The sequence below is a fragment of the Pseudogracilibacillus sp. SE30717A genome (genome assembly GCF_037071985.1).
Taxonomy (GTDB): domain Bacteria; phylum Bacillota; class Bacilli; order Bacillales; family Amphibacillaceae; genus Pseudogracilibacillus.
On sequence record NZ_JAXHDF010000008.1, the window covers coordinates 86,087 to 107,207 of the forward strand.

A 21,121-nucleotide genomic window follows, 5' to 3' on the forward strand; every position below is an offset into this window, starting at 1 on the left:
AACGTTTTTTTACACCCGAATACCGATTAATCAAGGCGATCATTACTCTGTTTCCTTATCTATCTTTCCTGAAAATTCAACGTGTAAAGTTGTCTTAGAATCTATTTTTGTTCCTTCCTTAACTGATTGTTTAGTAGCGAATCCTGTTCCTTCTACAGTGACATTAATATCTAGCAAATTTGCTAGAGTAAATACATCACGTTGGGACCAATCCGATATATTCGGCATAGTAGGTTGGTCAGTTACAACCATAATCCGTTGATTGGAATAAAAAGCGTCGCCTTCATTAAGATTAACAGCTGTAACTTTTTTTCCTTTCCCTATAATAGTTACATTTGGTCCTAATGATTCTAAGTCCTTCTTTATTTCTGCAACATCTTTACCGATTATATTTGGGAATTTGACAGTTTCCACGTTTTGTTCTTCACTTTCCTTGTCTGGCTCTATATTTAAATAATGTAATCCATTTTCCATTACATTATTAAAGATAAAGGCAACTGGTGCTGAACCAGACTCACCCTCAGCTAATTTAGGCTGTTTTACTGAAACATGTATGAGTAACTGTGGATCATCTTTTGGTGCCATTCCTAAAAATGAAAAAACATTGTTATTATTCCCTGTTAAATATCCTTTTCCATTCGGATTCGGTATTTGAGCTGTGCCTGTTTTTCCGGCAACAGAATAGTCTGTTAAACGGTAAGGCTTACCTGTTCCTTCTTTTGAGTTTACAACAGATTCTAATAAATCTAGCATTTGTGCTGCTGTTTCTTTTGAAATTGGCTCCCCAACAATTTTGGGTTCTTTTTCTTCAATTACCTTTCCAGTATTTGAATCAACAATCTTTTTAATAACAAAGGGCTGAACCATTTTTCCTTCATTAGCAATTGCGGATGCTGCTTTAATCTGTTGGATTGGCGTTATCGTGCTTCCTTGTCCAAAGGCTGCACGCAGTTTTTCTGAAGGCCAATTATAAAGAATTTTACCAGCAACTTCATTGGGTAAATCAATACCCGTTTCTTTATCAAAATCGAATCGTTCTAGATAATCTAAAAAGGTATCTGCCCCCAATTTTTCCCATACTAATTTTGAAGCTGCGACATTTGAAGACCGAAGAAAGCCTTCATCATATGAGATTGTACCCCAGCCTACTCCTTTATTATGGTCATTGATAGGCTCAATTTTTTCGTTAACAATATATTTTCCTGACCGAAAAAGTTCATTTCCATTATAAATACCTTCATTAATAGCTGCTGCCCAAGTAAACATTTTTACGGTTGAACCCGGCTCGAATGGAGTAGAAATAACGTCATTATACCAATTTTCTACTTGATCAGGGTTGTTAGGATTATAACTTGGACGACTGCTCATTGCTAATATTTCTCCAGTCTTTGGATTCATAACAACTGCTGATATTCGGTCCGGTTCATATTTTTCGTCGACTTGAGAAAGGACATCCTCTAATAGAGTCTGAATCTTTTGATCGATTGTTAAATATACGTCATTACCATTTTCGGGATTTTTAACAACTTCACTTGGGTTTAATAGTTTTTTATTAAATTTATCGCGTTGATAATGTAAATAACCATCCGTTCCGCTTAATAATTTATTTTTGGCATTTTCAACACCGGTTACACCTTCAATTTCATTCGTTTCTTCATTTTCTTGAGCAAATCCAAGAATATGTGAGGCGAACATTCCATTTGGATAATAGCGTATCGCATCTTGGATAAAATAAATCCCTGGCAGATCCAGGTCAGATATATCTTTCATTATTTGCTGAGATAAATTTTTACCTTCCTGACCAAATTCAACTTGGAACTTGTCGTCAGTTATTCCTTGCTCAATGACTTTTTGTATTTCCTTTTGATTCATATCCAAAAAAGGAGCCAATAATTCTGCAGTATTTTCTGGATCAACTACATGCTTTGGCTCCTTTTGATTTTTGGAATATTCAGGATCAAGAATCGCGTATAATCGATAAGCTGGCCGATTATATGCTAAAGTCATTCCATTTTCATCATAAATTTTTCCTCGTTCCGCTTGAAGTACAATGGATGTTTCACGTTTATCCTTCGCCCAATCGGTTAGGGAAACTTCATTTACCTCACCAGTTGCTTGTATGTAAACAAACCTACCTGAAATTATTAGAAAGAGCAGCATAAATATGATCATCAACAAACTAGCAAAGAAATTTGTCTTCTTGTTTTTCATTATTCTTCATCCTGACTCGCAAACTTAATTTGTTGCTCTTTTCACTTTAGTATTTTGAGTTTTTAATCCATTTTCTTTTGCTATTCCTGTAATTCGTTCTGGTTTACTTAGCTCTTTTATTTCAAATTGGAGACTTTCATTTTCAACTTGCTTTTTATGAACTTTTTGTTCCAACGTTTGTAAATCACGATTTAATGTATCGGTTGAAGAAGAGAACGAAACGATGTATATACCTATGCAAATTAAAATTAATCCAAAAAATGCATAAATCATTTTCTCGCCTTTCGTAAGCCAGCCTTTTTTCTTTACACGAATAACAATTTTTTTCTGTTGTTGTCTCTCGGGTTGTGTGTAGGATTGCTGCCAATTTTTAGCATGATTTGTATTCATTATTTTTTCCACCCTTCCATGTACTTAAATTCTTCATCCCATTCTTTGACTTTCTCGACAACTCGCAATTTTGCTGATCGTGCTCTGCGATTTCGTGTTATTTCTTCTTGTCTAGGAATAATTGGCTTTCTCGTAATTCTCTTAAATGGTGCTTTAAACTCAGCCGGAATGATAGGTAATCCTCTCGGCATTGGCTTTTCGGTGCTCCATTTTTGAAACGCTAGTTTACATAACCGATCTTCTAACGAATGAAATGTAATAACAGAAATTCTTCCTCCGATTGAAAGAACTTTAGATGCCTGATGTAATGCATCATTAAAACTGTCAAGTTCATCATTAACAGCTATGCGTAATGCCTGAAACACTCGTTTAGCCGGATGCCCTCCCGTCCTTCTAGCAGGCGCGGGAATTGCTTCTTTTATCAAATCCACTAACTCGTATGTCGTTTCAATTTTCTGGGAAGCTCTATATCGTTCAATATTCCTTGCAATTTGCTTAGAAAACTTTTCTTCACCATATATATAAAATATTTTTACTAGTTGTTCATATGGCCAAGAGTTAACAATTTCATAAGCTGTTAATGGATTGCGATGATCCATTCTCATGTCTAATTTTGCATTTTGCTGATAACTAAAACCGCGTTCCCCTTGGTCAAGCTGTGGTGATGATACTCCTAGATCAAATAAAATACCATCAATTTGATGAATCTCTCTATTTTTTAATTCTGTTTGCAAATTTTTAAAATTTGCATGTATAAGGATACTTTTTTCTTTAGGTAATTTGCGCTTAGCCTCTTCTATTGCGTCTTCATCTTGGTCAAACCCAATAAGTCGGCCATTATCATTCAACAGGGAAACTATAGCACCTGCATGACCCGCTCTACCAAGCGTACAGTCAATGTATGTTCCTTCAGCTCTTATATTAAGGCTCTGTATTGCTTCATCTTTCAAAACACTTTCATGCGTATTCACATTTCCACCTACTCTTTAAATATCAAAGTCCATTAAATTTTCCGCTATTTCTGCAAAGGATTCTTCTGACTCTGTGAAATAATCTTCCCATATTTCTTTCGCCCATACTTCTACTCTATTAGATACACCTATTACAATGCATTCTTTTTCTAGCTTAGAGTAATTTCTTAGAGGCTGGGATATGTTGATTCTTCCCTGCTTATCAACTTCACATTCTACTGCTCCGGAAAAGAAAAAGCGGGTAAAACTTCGGGCATCTTTTTTGGTAAGTGGTAATTTTTTTAATTTTTCTTCAAGTACTTTCCATTCTTCTTGTGGATAGGCAAATAAACATTGATCTAGTCCCCGTGTCAAAATAAACTTTTCTCCAAGCCCTTCACGAAACTTTGCAGGAACAATCATACGTCCTTTGGTATCAATATTATGTTGATATTCACCCATAAACATGTTCATTCACCACTTCCATGATAATATATTACCACATTCCCCCACAATCTACCACTTATTTTTCATGGAAATATTTACTTGCTAGATAAATGAGTCTAAATGCCTATTGGATGACAAAAAAAACCTCTCTGCGCTAGGCTTATAATCCTAGCGCAGAGAGGTGACTAGCTATTTAATTACATTACTCTAAATAAATCAAATAATGATGATTACGGAAAGAAAGCGGCTTTCCCGCTACTATTTCGCTAATAAATACATTACTATATTGATTTAAGAAAGAAAGTGGGGACCAGATTCGTTCTTGGAGTATTTGATTAGGTTTTAATTGATTTCCTATCTCATCATATTGCTCTATCCCTTGTTCATATTTTTCTTCCAATTTTAAAACAGTTCTATGTTTTAAATATTCGAGTTGATGTTGGATAAACGCAATGTTTTTATGTGCCTCATCACCTAAATCCGAACTTATAGAAGTTGCTAAATCTCTCAAAGGTTTGTGTAACAGCTCAAATTTCTGCTTAATCTCTTTATATAAAACATCAACAGGTGGATCTTGTTGTGACATTAACCAATTGAACTTCAACTCTTCAATACCATGATTTAAGACGTACTCTGGCTCTATTACCCTTGTATTCAGAAGCTTTTGAACCCGTTTTGTCACAAATGTAAAAGATAATCGTGGAATAACAGGTGGTACTTTTAAAGTAGGATCAACTGCTCTAAATGCTTCTTTTAAAGCTGCCCAATAACTTATTTCTCCATCCCCACCTACAAACGCAATGGTCGGGAATAAAAGTTCTTGCATTATTGGTCGTGTAACCACATTATTACTTAATCGCTCAGGCTCATTAATCGTTGTTTCAAGTAACTCTTCCGTGCTAAGTTCAATTTCTTCATTTTTACCAATCCATCTATTTCCTGCCCTTTTGAGAAGGATTCTTTCGTTATTTGCATCATGATAAAATATATGTGTATCATCTTTATCAACTTCCAATGGTACCGAATATTCTAACTGATGTAGTTTTTGAACTGTTTCATACACTGCACGAGAAATCTCAGGTTGATGTTGAATAAGTTTTTTGAAGTATTCAGATTCGAAACTACGCACGCTCGGATGAGCGGAATCAATTAATACAAGCCCTTGTTCCGGAAATACTTGAAACAATAATCTTGCAAAAAAGTCCACATAAGAAATTGATGCCTGTAAGCTTGACACAATCGATTCATATAACTTTTTCGTATGTTCTGTTTCCATCAGATCATGAAATGCCTGCTCGATCCATTGTAATATTTTTTCTTGGTCGATAGGAACCGATGAAATAGACTGCTTTAAATAAAGCTGTTGAGGTGATGTATGCTTACGAAACGAATTCCCCTTATTTAAAAAGATATGGTTAATTTCATCATAATCATGATCTTCCCCAGCAATCCAAAAGACGGGAATAACAGGAATACGTAAATGACGTTCTTTCTCCTTTGCGAGTAAAAGAAGAGAAATAATTTTATTAATCGTATACATAGGGCCAGTAAGTAAACCAGCCTGTTGCCCACCGATTACTACAACACTTTTCTCATCCTTTAATCTTTCGATTTGATGAAACGTTTGAACAGGGGCATCCCATTCAGTGTTTAGTTCATGTAAAATGGTTGCTAACCCCTCACGATCAAAAGAACGTTCTTTTAGATCAGCTAATCTTTCTTCATCTGAATCAAAAGGATGATAATCAAAATATGTATGTATTTCTTTTTTATAATTTCTATAATCTTGAATTAATTTATTTGTATTCTCTAATTGGACAGGCATGATCCGCATGAATCGCATACTCCTTTAATTTAATTTATCCATTTGTATTGTAACGGAAAAGAAGTATCATTTCATTTAATCTGTTTCAATCCATATAAATTATATAAATCATTTGGATAATCTCATAAGATATTAACAGAACGTAAATAACTCCAAATAGCAGAAAACAAATACGTGTCAATACCTTTAAACCATCTTTTAAAACTACTTCTGTTTTAGTTTTCCATTGAATAATTAAAATAATAGCTAGAACAAGAATGATAAAAATTAATGCACATCCGATAATAGATATTTGTATAAGTTTTTCCAATAACAGTATAACGGCAATAACATAAAATATTGCTGAACCTTGAACCGATAAATGTATCGCCTTCCATCGATGCTTATATAAAAAAGTGCTAATAGAATACAATAGAATAGTTGAAACGACCGGAAACGCTATAAAAAAAAGCAATAATTGAGTATCTAGTAAAGAATGTATCATGAATGGCTAACCCTTTCTCGTTGTATAGCAAGAATACTATGATAAATAAAAGAAGTATATGGTAAGTCTGTATCTGAATTTTCAAGTATATAGCCAGTAATAGCTTCTATTTCTGTTTGTCGATATTGCTTTATATCTGCTCTCATAGATGAAGTATTTAAGCCCGTATTTATTGCAACTTCCTGGATACGTTGCCAAGCAGCTTCCCCATCTAATCCCAATACACTTGCAGCTTCTTTACAAAGATTTTTTGCAAGATAGTGAATATATTCATTTTCTACAATCGAACGATTTGGTACGTCAAACAAAGCAGTTAATGGATTAATAACAGCATTGATGATTAATTTGTTTACTAAAAGAATCTTCCAATTATCCACCATTTCGATTGGAAATAAATTACTATTTAGTGCATTTATTATGTTAATGAGTTCCTCCTTGTTTCCGGAAAAAGATGCTAATCTAATTTTACCTTTACCTAAGTGTTCTACTTGGTAGTCATTTACCCGTCTTGCCCCATGGTCAACTGAACCTAAGTAAATAGGATGTGGAAGCTTTTCTATTTTATGAATATGACCCATCCCATTTTGTAAAAATAGCAGTGGTGTATGACTAGGTACATTTTCCAAAAATGGTATTATCTCATTTAAATTACCTTGTTTCACACAAATTAAAAAGCAGGCCTCGTCATTAAGATCGGATATTTGTTGCACATTAATGGTTAAATTATTATAGGACTCAGAACTGTTTATTATTTGTAATTGATGAGTGTCAAATTTCTTTTTTTGTTCTTCTCGTTTTACATACAGTGTTACAGAATGAGTTCGAGATAAATAACCACTTGCTAATAATCCTATTGAGCCGCCTCCGATAACTCCAATGTTCATAATTTCCCCCTCTGATAAACAAAAGATATATATAGTTATAGAAAAATTGTATCACCTAATTATTTTTAACATTTCATTATATAATTATTTATACTATAATAAATAAAAGAGATAAACAACATAGATGTGGAAAGGAAAGGATCTTATGGCAGGTGTAAAAGTAGAGAGGCTTTTAATTAACTATAAGACATTAGAAGATTTTAAGCGATTTCAAGCATATGGAAATCAAGAATTATCCATGTTAGAAGACTTACAAAATGAAATAGTAGAAAACGATAGTAAATCCCCTTTTTATGGAATTTACTACGGAAATAATTTAGTGGCACGAATGAGCTTATATGAACGTTCAGCAAAGTATGATCATTATTTTAATCCGCCGCAAGATTATTTAGTTTTATTCAAATTAGAAGTTCTTCCAGATTATCGAAATCAAGGATATGGAAAAATGTTAGTGGATTATGCGAAAAGCTTTCAGTTACCTATTAAGACAAACCCTTTTATTAACTCTCATGATTTCTGGGAAAGAATGGGGTTTGAGATGGCATCTTATAACTTAGAGAGAGACTTGGGGGAAAACCCTTATATTTGGATGCCACCTGGAGTAAAAGAAGCTATACAAGCACCACAATCAAAACAACCGACAGAAAATAATAAATCAGATGAAATAAATAAATAAGAATAAAATGAACATTAATGAGAATTAATGTTCATTTTTATTTTCAATCCATTCCCATACATTCTTCATTTCTTCCCAAGCTTCCCGGTACCTTTTCACTTCTTCTTTTAACCTACTATTTTCGTTTTGTAATTCCTGTACAAGGGCACGTTGATCTTCCATAGAGTTTTCTTGTTGCCTTACAACATTTTCTTTTACTTTTTCTAACATTGAAATAGCTGACTCTATCGTATGTTGTTCATTTATATTCATAGATGCTGTCTTTTCAAATATGGACTGCTTGCGGTTATTCTTAGCCAAATTAATAGCTTCTGAATGTTTTTTTCGAATGGAAGCATTCCATCTAAATCCACATGCTGCAGGTGTTCTCGATAGTGCTTCTCCTGCTTTTTTAAAAGCTTCTAATTGTGTTTTACCATTCCTGATGTGCCGAAGAACTATTTCGGCTAATAAGATATCTTCATCTTTTGTCCATGCATCTTGCCTAGGCCTATTCATCTTTTACCTCCTTCATCGTTTCTATCAATGTATGCAAGATTACCCAATGATAGAATAGATGAAAAAGAGAAAGTGATAATTTTATATAAAAATCTAAACTATTATTTAGAAGAGGGATTCTTTATTTATTTTGAAACTTTTGTACTACTTTTTGATGTTGTTCCGACGCCCATAAACTTGAACATCTCGCAGATTCCTTTTCCATTTTTTCCAACAAGCTTGGGACAGATAGTGCCTCTAAATATTGACTTTTTAAATGACTTAGTTGTTCATATGATTTATTTGTATACTTGCTTAACATTCTCTCTTCATCTTCCCAGTCACTTTCATTTATTACTTCATGTAGCCAGCCCTTCTGTAAAAGAAATGAACTGCTATACATATTTCCTTCTGTTAACCATTTAAGTGCAAAACTGGAATGGACTTTTTCATATAACAATGCTCCACCACCCCATCCGGGCAGTATTCCAAGGTTAGACTGAACGAAACCAAATTTACTATCCTGTTTAGCAATTCGAATATCACAAGCAGTTGCAAGTTCACACCCACCTCCAAGGGCATTTCCTTGAAGTAAGCAAATGGTTGGAACTGGAAATGTTACAATTTGGAATAATACTTGTTTCATTATATGTAATGTCTGATAAGCCTCTTCCTCATTCAAAGTGGCATGAAAATCATTTAAATCACCGCCAGCGCAAAATACTGAATCGCCAGCACTTTTAACGACTAAAAATTTAATTGGTCTTTCTTTAATCCCCTCAAGCAATCGGGATAGATCATTGGCCATTTCAATCGAGATGGCGTTTCTCTTTTCCGGTCGATTAATGAATACGACACCATAATCTTTTTTTTCTTCATATGATATTAATTTTTTCAATAAAATCTCCTCATTTATCTTCTTGATTAATTACTAATCATCATAACATATCTTTTTTGACAATCCAGAAAACAATTTTTAAAAAGAATTCATTTTGAACGAATATTTATTCGTTTTCATCTGATTTTACAGAGTTTATGTTCTTAAAACAAAAAGACAGACCCCTATTGATAATAAGGATCTGTCTCTTCGTATTTGTAAGAAATAGTTCAAAAGCTTAAATCATCATAATGAATTACTTTTCAATTACTTCATCTTCACGATAATGTCCACAAGATTTGCAGACATGATGTGGTTTTGTTAACTCACCACAATTTGAACATTCAACTAAACCAGGTACATGTAATTTTTTATGAGTACGACGTTGATTCGTCACTTTTTTGGAAGTTCTGCTTTTTGGTACTGCCATGACGTACACCTCCTTCAAACGAACTATCTAATCATTATTCTTGTTTCCTTTGTTTTCGTCTAATAAGCTCTGTAATTTCGCAAAGCGAGGATCAATCTTGTTTTCTTGTTCGGTTTTTAGCTCATCCTCTTCTATATAGAATGACCAGCCTTCCCCTTTCTCTAATGCTTTTTCATCTGAAAAAACACGATAAGGAGTCTCCAGAATAATATTTTCCATTATATACGGGGTTAAGTCAAGTGTTTCTTCAGTTAATAGATGAATCCCATCTTCTTCATCCTCTTGATCTAATGTAGAAGCCGTTGAAAAAATTTCAGTAGCATTGATTTCAAAAGGATATGAAACATTAACCAAAGTTCGTGCACAAGGTAAAATCATTTCTCCCTTTATTGTAAACGAGAAAACAAACTCTTCCTTTTCAACCGTACACATTCCTTTGACTCGTACAGGATTAATTTGTCTAATGTCATTATTTAATTTTACCAAATCGGATACATCAACTAATTCATCAAACAAATAAGGTCCATCGAATGCATTATTCCTTATTTCCATTGTCGAAAACTTCATTATTATCACCTCTAGGCAACAAGAGTTATTTTAAAAGGAATTTCAAGTTTTGTCAACCTTTTTGCAAACAACATCATTTGTAAATGTAGGCAAAGCTTTGCTACAATTGTATTGATTATACTATAGGAGTTGTTCAAGTGAAAGCATGTGGTTTAATTGTTGAATACAATCCCTTTCATAATGGACATTTATATCATATCAACCAAGCGAGAAAAACTACAAATGCTGATTGTATCATAGCTGTTATGAGTGGTCCATTTTTACAACGCGGTGAACCTGCTATTATTGATAAATTTCATCGTGCAAGAGCTGCATTAACTTGTGGTGCAGATCTTGTCGTCGAGCTACCTTATCCTTACGCAGTTCAAAGTAGTGAACTTTTTGCAAAAGGAGCAGTAATGACGTTAAATGCTTTGGGAGTGTCCTACATTTGTTTCGGTAGTGAATCTGGACGAATTGATGATTTTATTACTAGTGTGAACAAATTAGTTAAAAACAAAACTCTCTATGATGAAAGCCTTCGAACTTTTATAAAGCAAGGACTTTCATTTCCACACGCAAATAGTAAAGCTTTTGCAACAATAGGATTAGATGAACAAACATTCATACAACCAAATAATATTCTAGGTTTCAGTTATGTCAAATCAATTATAGAAAACTCACTCCCGATTGAGCCTTTCACTATTAAAAGGATCCAAAATGATTTTCATGATGAAGACATTACGAACAAGATTGCAAGTGCTACAAGTATTCGAAAAGAATTAAATAAAGGTGTATTATCTAAAACAGCGATAAAAACGTTACCTTTAGCTAGCAGACGAGAACTTGAGCTTTATAAAGATATAGCCTCTTTATGGCATCACTGGGACGATTATTTTCCTTTACTTCAATATCGGGTAACAACCATGACAATTGAAGAACTTAAAAAAATTCATGGTATGGAAGAAGGATTAGAAAATCGTATCAAAAAAACAGTTAAAGAAGCCCTCTCCTTTCAAGATTGGATGGAAAAGATAAAAACCCGCCGATATACCAAAGTAAGGTTACAACGGGTATTTGTACATATTTTAACAAATACAACGAAAGAACAAATTAATCAGTATGTTAAAATGGATTCGATTCCTTATATCCGCCTACTAGGAATGACAGACATAGGAAGAAAGTATTTAAATACGTACAAACAACAGATAGAATGTCCGATTTTCACAAATTTAAATAACGAAACACGATCAAAGCTTTTTCTAGATGAACGTGCAAATGATGTATATTATAGTGTGTTAACTTCTATGCACCAACGCACTTTACGAAAGCAAGATTTTCGATTACCAATCATGGTTTAATTATTTGGGTTCTAGTTGATTTAAATAAGCTAAGGCGTCATCAAAAGTGTCGATAGGAACAATTTTCATTTTTGTTCCTATTTGTTCCGCTGTTTTTTTAGCAACCTGATAATTTGATTCTTTATTTCCTTTTTCATTCGGAGCAAAAAAGATTTCTATCCCTTCTCGATGTGCCGCAACAACTTTTTTGTCAATCCCACCAATCCTAAGTACATTACCATCAAAATCGATTTCTCCAGTACCGGCAATATGATATCCCTTCGTTATATCTTCCTCCGTTAATCGATTATAAATTTCTAAGGAAAACATTAATCCAGCACTTGGACCACCAATATTTCCGCTCTTAATATGTACTGGCGGATCCACAACAACTTCTTGGTCAGTAACGAGTTGAATTCCAATTCCAACTTTTTCTTCTTGATCAGCAAACGACTCGACTTTGATGGTTTTTTTCATTTGTTTCCCGTTTCGATCAATATCTAGTTCAATTTTATCTCCATCTTTCTTCATTTGTACGTATTCAACCATTTCATTTGCTTCTTTCATTTGTTTCCCATCAACGTGAGTTATTCGATCTCCAGGCTCTAATACCTCATCAGCGGGCATATTTTCCACTACACCGATTATATAGATACCATTATACTCAATCGAGTACTTTTTTCCTGCAGCACGGTAAGCAACTACAGTAGAAGATTGCTGAGAATTTTCCATTAACATAAGTTGATGTCTCATATATTCATTATCTGTCATTCCTTCTGGACGGGCCTCTTCTATTGGTACAATTTCATTATAATTCATGAATTTTGCTAAAATATACTGAATCGGTGTTGCCTGTCCACCACTTACCGTTACTAAATGCAAGTCTCCTTTCCCTTGATAACCATTTTCTATTTCCACCATGTTTTCTAAACTATCTGCATGTCCCGGTTTATAAATATAATAGGGAAGATCTAAAGTGAACAATAGAAAAAAAGTTAATGTAATAATAAATGAATATACTAAAGTTCTTTTTGTAATTCTCAAGCCTTTCACCTTCCAAATCAGACCTTATAAAAACCCATATGTAAAATATATATCATATTCAAGGATAGTATGCGCGTATAGTAGAAAAGGACAAGTATTTATCAACTATCCACTTTTCGCTATGTATAAAAAGGAGGCATTTCATTGACTCAAAAATTTAAAACGATGTTCTTTGCAATCATTACACTCTTTTTAACTTTATCCTTAATAATGTTTCCTGAACAATCTCTCCAGGCAAGTATACGAGGATTACATACATGGGGAGAAGTAGTTTTTCCTTCTCTGCTACCTTTCTTTATTACAGCTGAATTACTGATCAGTTTTGGTGTAGTTCAATTCATTGGTGTCCTTTTCGAACCAATTATGCGTCCTTTGTTCAATGTACCAGGTGTTGGAAGTTTTGCTTGGATCGTTGGAATGGCAAGCGGATATCCATCTGGCGCTAAAATTAGTGCATCTCTAAGAGAAAAAGGTGAATTAACACAAATAGAAGCTGAAAGACTCGTCTCATTTTCTAATTCATCTAGTCCCTTATTTATTTTTGGTGTTATTGCAGTCGGATTTTTACATAACGCTGAGCTCGGAATACTCATAGCAGTTTGTCATTACTTCGGTAACACAATGGTTGGGTTATGTATGCGATTTTACGGTCGCACAAAAGATAAACAACCAAAGAAAGAGTCTAATCAAAAAAACATTATAATGCTTGCTTTACAAAAAATGCATCAGACAAGAATGAAAGACAATCGCCCATTTGGTGAAATATTGGGTGATGCTGTTGTTTCCTCCATCCAGTCTCTTATCATGGTAGGAGGATTTATCATCTTATTCTCTGTTTTTACGTCATTATTAAACGTCATTCATGTAACACACTTAATTCAATTCATCATCAACCCATTCCTTATATTATTTCAATTACCGAAAGAAATAATTACTCCTTTTGTTACTGGAATATTTGAAATAACAATGGGTGCAGAAATGATCTCTAAATTATTAAATATCCCTTTGGTCATTCAACTAGCTGTGATCAGCTTTATTTTAGGATTTAATGGATTTTCGATTCAAGCTCAAGTTGCCAGTATACTCGCAAAAACGGATATTCGTTTTTTTCCTTACTTTTTTGCACGATTATTACATGCAACCTTTGCCTGTCTATTATCTATTATGCTCTACAAGTTTTACTTTAAAGAAAAAGTAATCATTCAAGATGCTGCAGTCGTCCATCAAAATAATAACTCTTTATTAATTATTGAAAACTTGATGTATTTAGGGCCACTCATTACAATTGGTGGACTTTTTCTAGCTGCATGTATCTTGTGTAACCGTTTATTTAAAAAGATTATTTAAACTTAGAGATTAATGCATCTTTTACTACTTCAGGTACTAAATCGCTAATATTTCCATGATACTTTGCAACTTCTTTAACGATACTTGAACTTAAAAAAGAATATTGATTATTTGTCATCATAAAAAAGGTTTCAATTTCAGGTTCAAGTTTCTTATTCATTGACGTAATCTGCATTTCATATTCAAAATCACTGACTGCACGTAAACCCCGTAATACAGCATGCGCATTTCGCTGTTGAGCATATTCAACTAGTAATCCCTCCGAGACATCAACAGTAACGTTTGGAATATCCTTTGTAGACTGCTCAATTAAATAAATGCGCTCTTCTACTGTAAAAAGAGGCGTTTTCGATTGATTATTAAAAATTGCAACAATAACTTCATCAAAAATTTTTGCACCACGTTGAATGATATCTAAATGTCCATTCGTGATAGGATCGAAACTTCCTGGACAAATTGCTAATTTTTTTCCCACAATTGTTCCCCCTAAACTCTGTTTTGTAGAATGGTTATACTCGTTGTTGCATTATATTTTTTTTCATATACTTTTTCAAGTTGTTGCTTATTAAATGTAAATTCTTTCTCTGGACTGTGTTCTATATATATTCTACCCAAGGAACTAAGTATATTACCTGCAATAATCTGATCGATCAGTTTATCATAATCCACTTTTTCATATGGTGGATCAAGAAATATCAAATCAAATTGATTATCCTTTTTTGATAATATTTGTAGTGCACGGTTTGCATCATTTTTATAAATTTTGCTAACAGCGTTCATTTTAACTAAGTCCACATTTTGATTAATAACTCTGATAGCAGGCGAAGACTTTTCAACAAAAACAACTGAATCCATACCTCTGCTTATCGCCTCAATCCCTAAGGAACCACTCCCAGCAAATAAATCTAAACAAGTACCACCCCCAAAGTAAGGCCCTAAAATATGAAAAATAGATTCCTTTATTTTATCACTTGTCGGCCTAGTATTCGTTCCTGCTATTGATTTTAATTGTCTGCCCCTAAATTCTCCTGAAATCACTCGCATACATCCACCCCAATTTAAGTAAATTCATGCTTTTTGATACTCTCTATTTTAGAAAAGAACACATTTTTTATCAATTTTTAAGTAAAATCATAATCCGTTTCCGCATTATGCATATATCTAACTCACATAAAAAAACCTTTGTAGACAGTCTACAAAGGTTAAATTCCCATTTTATAATCATATAGTTTCGCTTTATCAGGACGTGCATTTTCAAAATCTGTTTTTAGATAAGGTTTATAAGATCTCTCCACTTTGGAAACAAAAGGAAGTTTCAATAATTCGTCTTCTTTCTCTTCTATTTCAGATTGATTAACATATACGACTGTATAGCGCATTTTCTTTGATACATAAATAACGTTCCCAAATCGTTTTATATGTTTAATATTTCTACGGTGTTGAAACCAAACAATTACGCCTTGACGATTAATTTGCATTTCTATGCTCCCAATCTCTTATGATATGTATAGTTTAAGAGGCTTGACATCCACAGGACCCGCCAGAACCACAACCTCCGGTAGAACATCCCCCGTCAGTTAAAGCTAAACCATCTTTTGGTACTATTATATGCTCACTAACACTTTTTGCTATATGTTCACTAATTTCGTCCAGGAAGCGCTGTAATTCTCGTTCCGCGACTTTGAACTCGGCTACACTGCTATTCATATCCATTCTTCTTTTTGTACTACGAACATTTTTCATAATTTCATTATAGTCCGGGTGATATCTCCCAAAACGTTGAACATCTTCATAATGTTCTTTTATATGATTAAACGCATTAATAAGACGTTGAGCTTCTTGGTCTTTTTGCAGCGTATTATACGCATGTTCATATTGTGTCATTACTTCGGATTGCAAAATCATATTTTTTAAACGATCTGCTTTATCCAAAATATTGACATATTCTAATGTTGCTATCATAATCGCACCTCCGTAGCACTATTTTACCACGGTTTTACTAGAAAGTGAACTATACGAATAGAACTTGCTTTAAGGCTTCAGCAAAAAGTTTTGTGTATAATAAAACCGATGTACACCTACCCCTAAATGAGTATATGAATCATTTAATAATGCTTCTCTATGTCCTTCACTATTTAACCAACCTTCCATTGCTGCTGGTGCATCGGTATGTTGTGCGGCAATATTCTCACCAGCCGATAAATAATATACTTCTTTCTTTTCCAATCTTTCTTTTAAACCACTTCCGTCCTGACCATAGTGCGAGAAATAATTATGTTCATACATATCTTTACTATGTAAAAACGCGACTTCGCTTACTTGATCATCTTTGATTAAAGGAGAAATATCATGACGATGACGATAAATATTAGTTAATTCAAAGATTTGCTTTTCCATTCCTTCTTCAATCTTTTTCCAATCTTTATCAGAAAGATTCTGATCCTCAGGTAAACTTCCTCGATATTCCATTTCATAGAACCTCTGTTTTAAAAGAGTGTCACCTGTTAAAATACGAATCGAAGAAAGCTCATTAGTAAACGTATCAAAATATAGTTGGGCAAACATTTCTTCTGATAGTTTAATTAAAGGGTTCATTTTTAAATCCGTTTCATTTAATAAAAACGAGTAGAAAGAAAGCCCTGTCTGATACGTAACTTTATTTTTAAACGGGAACTTTTTCTCTATTTCATCATAATTCATTCCGAGCGTAAAAGGATCACTTTCTATACCTTCTCCCGTAGCAAAAATTGTTTGAACCCGATCATTTTCAATTCCAAATTGAACTACATTTGTTTGTTCATCCGTATAAATCCACCAAGTATACCCATAGGGTGTTAGATCTTTCCTTACTGGTTCACCAAATTTTTTAATAAGTTCATCACTTGATTGATCCATTTGATCAAAAATATCACCTTTTAATAGTATTTTCATTTCTTTTGATGTTTGATTTGACTTGAGTTTTGGTAATTCTTCATCACTATCATACAATGTAATCTCTTTGGTTAATAAGTCCTTGTCCAATACAATATAAGCACCTGCAACAATACAACCAATGATTATCAAAATTGAAATTAATTTTCTCATAATAACCTCCATATCACATTGTATTCCCTACCACTCTATTTATTAACCCAAAGTCGCTTTATATATATAAAATTTCGTCAACATCTTGAACGTGGATATATTTTATTGCAAGTTACGTTTTTTTCTACTATGATTAAGTTAATGAGACTAAATAAGAGGTGTATAAAATGAAATTAGAAAACACAGGAATAGACAATAAAGTTATTGATATCGTTCCTCTAGATCATATCATGGGTAAACATGCATTTATAAGAGGAGAAAACTGGGATTACGAACGTGTTACATATGATTATAAAATCAATTCTCAAGAAAAAAACGTCACTTATTATATCCGTATCCAAGGTGAAGCCATTGAAGGCGATGTAGATAAGAAAGATGCAGTCATTAAATTGAAAACTCCATTATTGGGAAAGCACTATTATCCACATGGGATCGAATACGGAGAAGATGAGAATTTTCCTAAAAATTTAATTGAACGTGCAAATAAATTAGTGATTAGTGCAAATGAAGAATTAGAACAATATATTAAGTAACGTTATCCTAACTTAGTCTATCATATGGTAACGTCATTATTTGTTGCTATTTGTTTCAATTATTAAAAATACTATTATTATATGAAGATAAAGCTGATCTCCTTCTTCTGATGGGGACAGCTTTATTTAATGTTTATGGATATTTAGAACATGAATTAGCATTACTAAGATCAAGTATGACTATTATATTTTCGCTATTTATTTAACATAACAAAATTCCCTAATTACAGTTATTATTTACTCAACCTTCGCACGAACAACTAAACAAATACGTGGATTAACCCTAAAATGCTTCCAATTGATATCTTGACAACCTTATCAGCATAAAACTGTATTGCACAAAATACGTAAACTGCAACATAATGGCGTCAACTTTATTAATTTCTTCGGAAAAATACTTCGCTTTCCGCAGGCACGGCCTCAGCTTCTGTAGCTTCTCGTTAACGAGAAGCTACAGGGATCTTCGGACTCGCGCTGTTCCTGCAGGAGTCTTCATATTTTTCCTACGCTAGTTATCTTTAACATCTATAATAGCGTAGAAAATACACGGAGACTCCTGTGGGAGGAAAGGCCTCGGTGAGACTACGAAGTGCGTGGCACGAAGGAGGCTCAACAGCCGCCCACGGAAAGCGCAGTGTATTTTCGTAGCGGATTATACTATTAACTTTTTATAAATTACTGCACAGTTTATATCAAATGAAACGATGAAATATATTAGAATATAGTTGTATTTTAAGCATCCAATTAATAGAAAATACAACTAAGAAAGTGAATCTTTAAACTCCCTGATCCTACCAAGGCTTATTTATCTATTTCAAGTTGCGAAAGTTGAGTTAATTAATATAAACTTGAAAACAATATGATCTTCATTTATAACTCATATACTATCGTACATTTAATACGCAACTTTCATGAATTTTAAAAATTTGCTTCTCCATTGCTCAACAAATCTTTAGAAAAGAAAAATCCGAATTGATTCAACCATATTGAATCAACTTTCGGATTACTCAATTGCTAATCTATTTTTATTCTCTAATAACCTAATATAGCTCGAATCATGCTCGTAGTCTCTCCACCATGATAAATAACGTATAGTAACAAATATACTATAACACCAGTAATCGCTGTAAAGAACCAAATGATACTTGTAACCGGTCCGATTTTCTTATGTTTCTTAAAATTCCCTTTAAAAGCTAAACGTAATGTTACAACGCCAAAAACTGCACCAGTCATCGATAATAAAATATGAAATATTAAGAAAATCGTATAATATATTTTTATACTTTCCGGTCCACCAAAACTCGTATTACCTATAAAGATTGTTCTTGACACATAAATGATTAAAAAAGATAGAGCACTAATTGCTGCAGCAACCATTGCTTTTTTATGCTTTTCTTTTTCACCCTTTATAATTAACCTCCAACCAACCGCAACCAAAATAGCGCTTAATACAATTAATAACGTACTAATCAAAGGCAATATTTCCATCATTGTTTTCCTTTCTGTCTAAAGTAAGCTTCCTCTCAACATTATTTATTTGAATATGGCAATGAATCAGGCATTGGATCTATACTCATATTCTTTTTAGAAAACCAACCAAAAAAGATCCAAGCAAGAACAAAGCCATAAATAATTTGTTGTAAAAACATCATGATAATACCGCCTAGCTGTTGATCTTCTTGAGCACTTAGTGGTGAAAACATTTCTGCACCCGACAATTCACCAGATAATCCAGTTAAAACATCACTAGGAACACAAAGACTCATCGCCTGTAACCATGCACCTTCAGAACTGTATGCACTATAAAGTGATTTAGTAGCAAAGATCATCAATGCACAGGCAATTGAGATTATTAAAATACTACCTAATAAATACCCCATTTTGATCAATGGATTTAATGTATCATGTGATTTTAATGGAGTGACAATTGGCCACCACATAAAAATTGCAAATATAAATAATATTATCGTTATACTAATATGTGCTACTTGAGATTGTTTGGAAAAATCAAATATTGTTGGTAAATGATACATCGAAAATAAACTATTGAATATTGCTAAAGCAATTAATGGCTGAGTGAAAAATTTAATAATAGGTTTAATAATTGGCAACTCAATAAATCGTTCAATCGACCAAGTTGGTAATCCACGAATAATGAAAATTGGAATTACCATATAGAGAATTGCCATCTGAATCATATGGGCACTCATCATAATATGAGCGAGTAAATCTACAGGAGCTCCTTTAACTAAATAAAGTAATAAGATTCCTGAATAAAAGAATATCTGTTGGTTCCTCGTAGGACGCTCTACATTACCGAATCGACTACGTTGTGGACCTGTATATATAAAATAAATACCTGCAAGTACTACTAAAAATATTAGAAAATAAGGACTCCATAAAGCGCGAAATCCAAATATTTGTATATCTAACCACATGTAAATCCACCTCTTTGAAAAACTTAGTATGATCGTTCATCCTATACTCCACTCATAATTATACCGTATTTTACGGTACTAAAACAGGTCACATGTGACAAATTCATAAATATCCTTTTATGAGAAATAAAAGACTGGAGGAAATTCCCCCAGTCTTTTATTATTTTTTTATTTATTACCACCAAGATATAACCATTAATCCTGCAAGTGTTAAAAATGCTGCCCAAACACCGCCATAGATTAATGTGGCAGGCATCTCATGACCTTTATCTTTCAAATGCATGAAATAATAGAACTGAAACCCTGCTTGAACAATTGCCATAATGAACAGAATTGGTAGTACATACATACGACTAATCGTTCCAGTTGCAACAATTGCAAAAGCAATAATGGTGAAGACAATCATCAAACCAAAAGAAATTAATTGACGTTGCATTTCTTCTTTACTTTTTTGTCTTCTAAATACTTCAGACTGATCCAAGTTTGAATTTGATTCATTCGTCATTGATTAACCCACCTTCCCCATTAAGTATACTACCGTAAAGATAAATACCCATACGACATCAATGAAGTGCCAGAATAAACTAAATGTGTTAAATTTAGGTGCGTTATATAAGTTCAATCCTCTTTTCGCATTACGGATAAGTAGTGTAGTCAACCAACAAATACCAAATAATACGTGACCACCGTGGAATCCAACTAGCGCAAAGAATGCTGAACCAAATGCCGATGATTGGAAACTAAAGCCGTACTCAGTGATGTAATGAGCAAACTCATAAATTTCACAAACTAAAAACCCAATTCCAAGTAAACCAGTAATTCCTAACCACAATACCATTTTCTTATAATCATTATTACGCATGTGATACATTGCATACACACTAGTTAATGAACTTGTTAATAATAGCATTGTCATTAAGAAAACTAAACCTAAACCGAATAATTCTTCAGAGGAAGGCCCCCCTGCAGTTGAATTTTTCAACGCAAGGTAGGTTCCAAATAAACTTGCAAATAGTACAGTTTCTCCACCAAGGAAGAACCACTGACCAAAGAATTTATTCTTCCCTTCTAGTGTAGCTTTCTCTGGTTCTGCTGGCAAAACTTCTGGAAATAAGCTGCTATGATCATGACTCATGTC

At 33.4% G+C, this 21,121-nt stretch carries 25 protein-coding genes; 4 read left to right on the forward strand and 21 right to left on the reverse strand.

Annotation, left to right across the window (positions count from 1 at the left end; genetic code table 11):
- Positions 1 to 42 precede the first annotated feature (42 nt).
- The 7 genes from SPD48_RS13555 to SPD48_RS13585 form a co-directional block, all read right to left on the reverse strand.
- The gene (locus SPD48_RS13555) at positions 43 to 2,211 is read right to left on the reverse strand and encodes a penicillin-binding transpeptidase domain-containing protein (protein ID WP_336258662.1); all 2,169 of its coding nucleotides are present in this window, start codon (positions 2,209 to 2,211) and stop codon (positions 43 to 45) included.
- A 24-nt stretch (positions 2,212 to 2,235) separates the two neighbouring features.
- Positions 2,236 to 2,601, reverse strand: a complete 366-nt coding sequence (gene ftsL / locus SPD48_RS13560; protein WP_336258663.1) for a cell division protein FtsL — start codon at positions 2,599 to 2,601, stop codon at positions 2,236 to 2,238.
- On the reverse strand, positions 2,601 to 3,572 hold the full coding sequence (rsmH, locus tag SPD48_RS13565; protein WP_336258664.1) for a 16S rRNA (cytosine(1402)-N(4))-methyltransferase RsmH: 972 nt from the start codon (positions 3,570 to 3,572) through the stop codon (positions 2,601 to 2,603). The genes ftsL and rsmH overlap by 1 nt, the downstream gene beginning before the upstream one ends.
- A 15-nt stretch (positions 3,573 to 3,587) precedes the next feature.
- The gene (mraZ, locus tag SPD48_RS13570) at positions 3,588 to 4,019 is read right to left on the reverse strand and encodes a division/cell wall cluster transcriptional repressor MraZ (protein WP_336258825.1); all 432 of its coding nucleotides are present in this window, start codon (positions 4,017 to 4,019) and stop codon (positions 3,588 to 3,590) included.
- Positions 4,020 to 4,200: 181 nt separating this feature from the next.
- Entirely contained in the window at positions 4,201 to 5,832 is a 1,632-nt protein-coding gene (bshC, locus tag SPD48_RS13575) for a bacillithiol biosynthesis cysteine-adding enzyme BshC (RefSeq protein ID WP_336258665.1), read from the reverse strand.
- 76 nt (positions 5,833 to 5,908) lie between these two features.
- The gene (locus SPD48_RS13580) at positions 5,909 to 6,307 is read right to left on the reverse strand and encodes a DUF3397 family protein (protein ID WP_336258666.1); all 399 of its coding nucleotides are present in this window, start codon (positions 6,305 to 6,307) and stop codon (positions 5,909 to 5,911) included.
- Positions 6,304 to 7,191, reverse strand: a complete 888-nt coding sequence (locus SPD48_RS13585) for a 2-dehydropantoate 2-reductase (RefSeq protein ID WP_336258667.1) — start codon at positions 7,189 to 7,191, stop codon at positions 6,304 to 6,306. Before SPD48_RS13585 ends, SPD48_RS13580 begins: the two co-directional genes overlap by 4 nt.
- A gap of 145 nt (positions 7,192 to 7,336) precedes the next feature.
- Here SPD48_RS13585 and SPD48_RS13590 point away from each other — a divergent pair, with 145 nt between their 5' ends.
- Positions 7,337 to 7,867 carry an N-acetyltransferase gene (locus SPD48_RS13590; RefSeq protein WP_336258668.1) on the forward strand — a complete coding sequence of 177 codons (531 nt, stop codon included), beginning with the start codon at positions 7,337 to 7,339 and terminating at the stop codon, positions 7,865 to 7,867.
- A gap of 24 nt (positions 7,868 to 7,891) precedes the next feature.
- On the opposite strand, the gene SPD48_RS13595 is transcribed toward SPD48_RS13590, so the two are convergent.
- The 4 genes from SPD48_RS13595 to SPD48_RS13610 form a co-directional block, all read right to left on the reverse strand.
- Positions 7,892 to 8,365 (reverse strand): RsfA family transcriptional regulator, encoded by a 474-nt coding sequence (locus tag SPD48_RS13595; RefSeq protein WP_336258669.1) that lies wholly within the window; start codon positions 8,363 to 8,365, stop codon positions 7,892 to 7,894.
- A 121-nt stretch (positions 8,366 to 8,486) separates the two neighbouring features.
- Positions 8,487 to 9,242, reverse strand: coding sequence for an enoyl-CoA hydratase/isomerase family protein (locus tag SPD48_RS13600; RefSeq protein WP_336258670.1), 756 nt, complete (start codon positions 9,240 to 9,242; stop codon positions 8,487 to 8,489).
- A gap of 235 nt (positions 9,243 to 9,477) precedes the next feature.
- Positions 9,478 to 9,651 carry a 50S ribosomal protein L32 gene (rpmF, locus tag SPD48_RS13605; protein ID WP_336258671.1) on the reverse strand — a complete coding sequence of 58 codons (174 nt, stop codon included), beginning with the start codon at positions 9,649 to 9,651 and terminating at the stop codon, positions 9,478 to 9,480.
- A gap of 27 nt (positions 9,652 to 9,678) precedes the next feature.
- Complete coding sequence (locus SPD48_RS13610; RefSeq protein WP_336258672.1) at positions 9,679 to 10,218, reverse strand: YceD family protein; 540 nt, start codon at positions 10,216 to 10,218, stop codon at positions 9,679 to 9,681.
- Between the two features lie 137 nt (positions 10,219 to 10,355).
- On the opposite strand from SPD48_RS13610, the gene SPD48_RS13615 reads away from it, so the two are divergent.
- Positions 10,356 to 11,558: a nucleotidyltransferase gene (locus SPD48_RS13615; protein ID WP_336258673.1), complete on the forward strand. Its 1,203-nt coding sequence runs from the start codon at positions 10,356 to 10,358 to the stop codon at positions 11,556 to 11,558.
- Here SPD48_RS13615 and SPD48_RS13620 read toward each other — a convergent pair whose 3' ends face one another.
- Positions 11,559 to 12,581, reverse strand: coding sequence for a SepM family pheromone-processing serine protease (locus SPD48_RS13620; protein WP_336258674.1), 1,023 nt, complete (start codon positions 12,579 to 12,581; stop codon positions 11,559 to 11,561).
- A gap of 144 nt (positions 12,582 to 12,725) precedes the next feature.
- Here SPD48_RS13620 and ylbJ point away from each other — a divergent pair, with 144 nt between their 5' ends.
- On the forward strand, positions 12,726 to 13,928 hold the full coding sequence (ylbJ, locus tag SPD48_RS13625; RefSeq protein WP_336258675.1) for a sporulation integral membrane protein YlbJ: 1,203 nt from the start codon (positions 12,726 to 12,728) through the stop codon (positions 13,926 to 13,928).
- Here ylbJ and coaD read toward each other — a convergent pair.
- The 5 genes from coaD to SPD48_RS13650 form a co-directional block, all read right to left on the reverse strand.
- Entirely contained in the window at positions 13,921 to 14,403 is a 483-nt protein-coding gene (coaD, locus tag SPD48_RS13630) for a pantetheine-phosphate adenylyltransferase (protein WP_336258676.1), read from the reverse strand. The genes ylbJ and coaD overlap by 8 nt on opposite strands.
- 11 nt (positions 14,404 to 14,414) lie before the next feature.
- Complete coding sequence (gene rsmD, locus SPD48_RS13635; RefSeq protein ID WP_336258677.1) at positions 14,415 to 14,972, reverse strand: 16S rRNA (guanine(966)-N(2))-methyltransferase RsmD; 558 nt, start codon at positions 14,970 to 14,972, stop codon at positions 14,415 to 14,417.
- Between the two features lie 158 nt (positions 14,973 to 15,130).
- On the reverse strand, positions 15,131 to 15,406 hold the full coding sequence (locus SPD48_RS13640) for a YlbG family protein (RefSeq protein ID WP_336258678.1): 276 nt from the start codon (positions 15,404 to 15,406) through the stop codon (positions 15,131 to 15,133).
- 34 nt (positions 15,407 to 15,440) lie between these two features.
- Complete coding sequence (locus SPD48_RS13645; protein ID WP_336258679.1) at positions 15,441 to 15,890, reverse strand: YlbF family regulator; 450 nt, start codon at positions 15,888 to 15,890, stop codon at positions 15,441 to 15,443.
- A gap of 69 nt (positions 15,891 to 15,959) precedes the next feature.
- The gene (locus SPD48_RS13650) at positions 15,960 to 17,012 is read right to left on the reverse strand and encodes a CAP domain-containing protein (protein WP_336258680.1); all 1,053 of its coding nucleotides are present in this window, start codon (positions 17,010 to 17,012) and stop codon (positions 15,960 to 15,962) included.
- A gap of 167 nt (positions 17,013 to 17,179) precedes the next feature.
- Here SPD48_RS13650 and SPD48_RS13655 point away from each other — a divergent pair, with 167 nt between their 5' ends.
- A complete protein-coding gene (locus SPD48_RS13655; protein ID WP_336258681.1) occupies positions 17,180 to 17,545 on the forward strand; it encodes a YugN family protein in 366 nt (121 codons plus the stop codon).
- A 1,032-nt stretch (positions 17,546 to 18,577) separates the two neighbouring features.
- Here the strand turns inward: SPD48_RS13655 and SPD48_RS13660 are convergent.
- From SPD48_RS13660 to SPD48_RS13675, 4 genes are all read right to left on the reverse strand, one after another.
- Complete coding sequence (locus tag SPD48_RS13660; protein ID WP_336258682.1) at positions 18,578 to 19,033, reverse strand: DUF420 domain-containing protein; 456 nt, start codon at positions 19,031 to 19,033, stop codon at positions 18,578 to 18,580.
- Between the two features lie 41 nt (positions 19,034 to 19,074).
- The gene (gene ctaG / locus SPD48_RS13665) at positions 19,075 to 19,983 is read right to left on the reverse strand and encodes a cytochrome c oxidase assembly factor CtaG (protein ID WP_336258683.1); all 909 of its coding nucleotides are present in this window, start codon (positions 19,981 to 19,983) and stop codon (positions 19,075 to 19,077) included.
- Positions 19,984 to 20,158: 175 nt separating this feature from the next.
- Positions 20,159 to 20,488: a cytochrome c oxidase subunit IVB gene (gene ctaF, locus SPD48_RS13670; RefSeq protein WP_336258684.1), complete on the reverse strand. Its 330-nt coding sequence runs from the start codon at positions 20,486 to 20,488 to the stop codon at positions 20,159 to 20,161.
- A gap of 3 nt (positions 20,489 to 20,491) precedes the next feature.
- Positions 20,492 to 21,118, reverse strand: coding sequence for a cytochrome (ubi)quinol oxidase subunit III (locus SPD48_RS13675; RefSeq protein ID WP_336258685.1), 627 nt, complete (start codon positions 21,116 to 21,118; stop codon positions 20,492 to 20,494).
- Positions 21,119 to 21,121: the final 3 nt, after the last annotated feature.

Bases quoted from the DNA above. Each gene is read 5' to 3' on its own strand.
- ctaF (WP_336258684.1), bottom strand. From the start codon at position 20,488: ATGACGAATGAATCAAATTCAAACTTGGATCAGTCTGAAGTATTTAGA.
- SPD48_RS13645 (WP_336258679.1), bottom strand. From the start codon at position 15,890: ATGATAGCAACATTAGAATATGTCAATATTTTGGATAAAGCAGATCGT.
- SPD48_RS13675 (WP_336258685.1), bottom strand. From the start codon at position 21,118: ATGAGTCATGATCATAGCAGCTTATTTCCAGAAGTTTTGCCAGCAGAA.
- SPD48_RS13610 (WP_336258672.1), bottom strand. From the start codon at position 10,218: ATGAAGTTTTCGACAATGGAAATAAGGAATAATGCATTCGATGGACCT.
- SPD48_RS13655 (WP_336258681.1), top strand. From the start codon at position 17,180: ATGAAATTAGAAAACACAGGAATAGACAATAAAGTTATTGATATCGTT.
- ftsL (WP_336258663.1), bottom strand. From the start codon at position 2,601: ATGAATACAAATCATGCTAAAAATTGGCAGCAATCCTACACACAACCC.
- SPD48_RS13590 (WP_336258668.1), top strand. From the start codon at position 7,337: ATGGCAGGTGTAAAAGTAGAGAGGCTTTTAATTAACTATAAGACATTA.
- SPD48_RS13660 (WP_336258682.1), bottom strand. From the start codon at position 19,033: ATGGAAATATTGCCTTTGATTAGTACGTTATTAATTGTATTAAGCGCT.
- SPD48_RS13555 (WP_336258662.1), bottom strand. From the start codon at position 2,211: ATGAAAAACAAGAAGACAAATTTCTTTGCTAGTTTGTTGATGATCATA.
- SPD48_RS13650 (WP_336258680.1), bottom strand. From the start codon at position 17,012: ATGAGAAAATTAATTTCAATTTTGATAATCATTGGTTGTATTGTTGCA.
- bshC (WP_336258665.1), bottom strand. From the start codon at position 5,832: ATGCGGATCATGCCTGTCCAATTAGAGAATACAAATAAATTAATTCAA.
- SPD48_RS13585 (WP_336258667.1), bottom strand. From the start codon at position 7,191: ATGAACATTGGAGTTATCGGAGGCGGCTCAATAGGATTATTAGCAAGT.
- mraZ (WP_336258825.1), bottom strand. From the start codon at position 4,019: ATGTTTATGGGTGAATATCAACATAATATTGATACCAAAGGACGTATG.
- SPD48_RS13580 (WP_336258666.1), bottom strand. From the start codon at position 6,307: ATGATACATTCTTTACTAGATACTCAATTATTGCTTTTTTTTATAGCG.
- rpmF (WP_336258671.1), bottom strand. From the start codon at position 9,651: ATGGCAGTACCAAAAAGCAGAACTTCCAAAAAAGTGACGAATCAACGT.
- ctaG (WP_336258683.1), bottom strand. From the start codon at position 19,983: ATGTGGTTAGATATACAAATATTTGGATTTCGCGCTTTATGGAGTCCT.
- SPD48_RS13640 (WP_336258678.1), bottom strand. From the start codon at position 15,406: ATGCAAATTAATCGTCAAGGCGTAATTGTTTGGTTTCAACACCGTAGA.
- SPD48_RS13595 (WP_336258669.1), bottom strand. From the start codon at position 8,365: ATGAATAGGCCTAGGCAAGATGCATGGACAAAAGATGAAGATATCTTA.
- rsmD (WP_336258677.1), bottom strand. From the start codon at position 14,972: ATGCGAGTGATTTCAGGAGAATTTAGGGGCAGACAATTAAAATCAATA.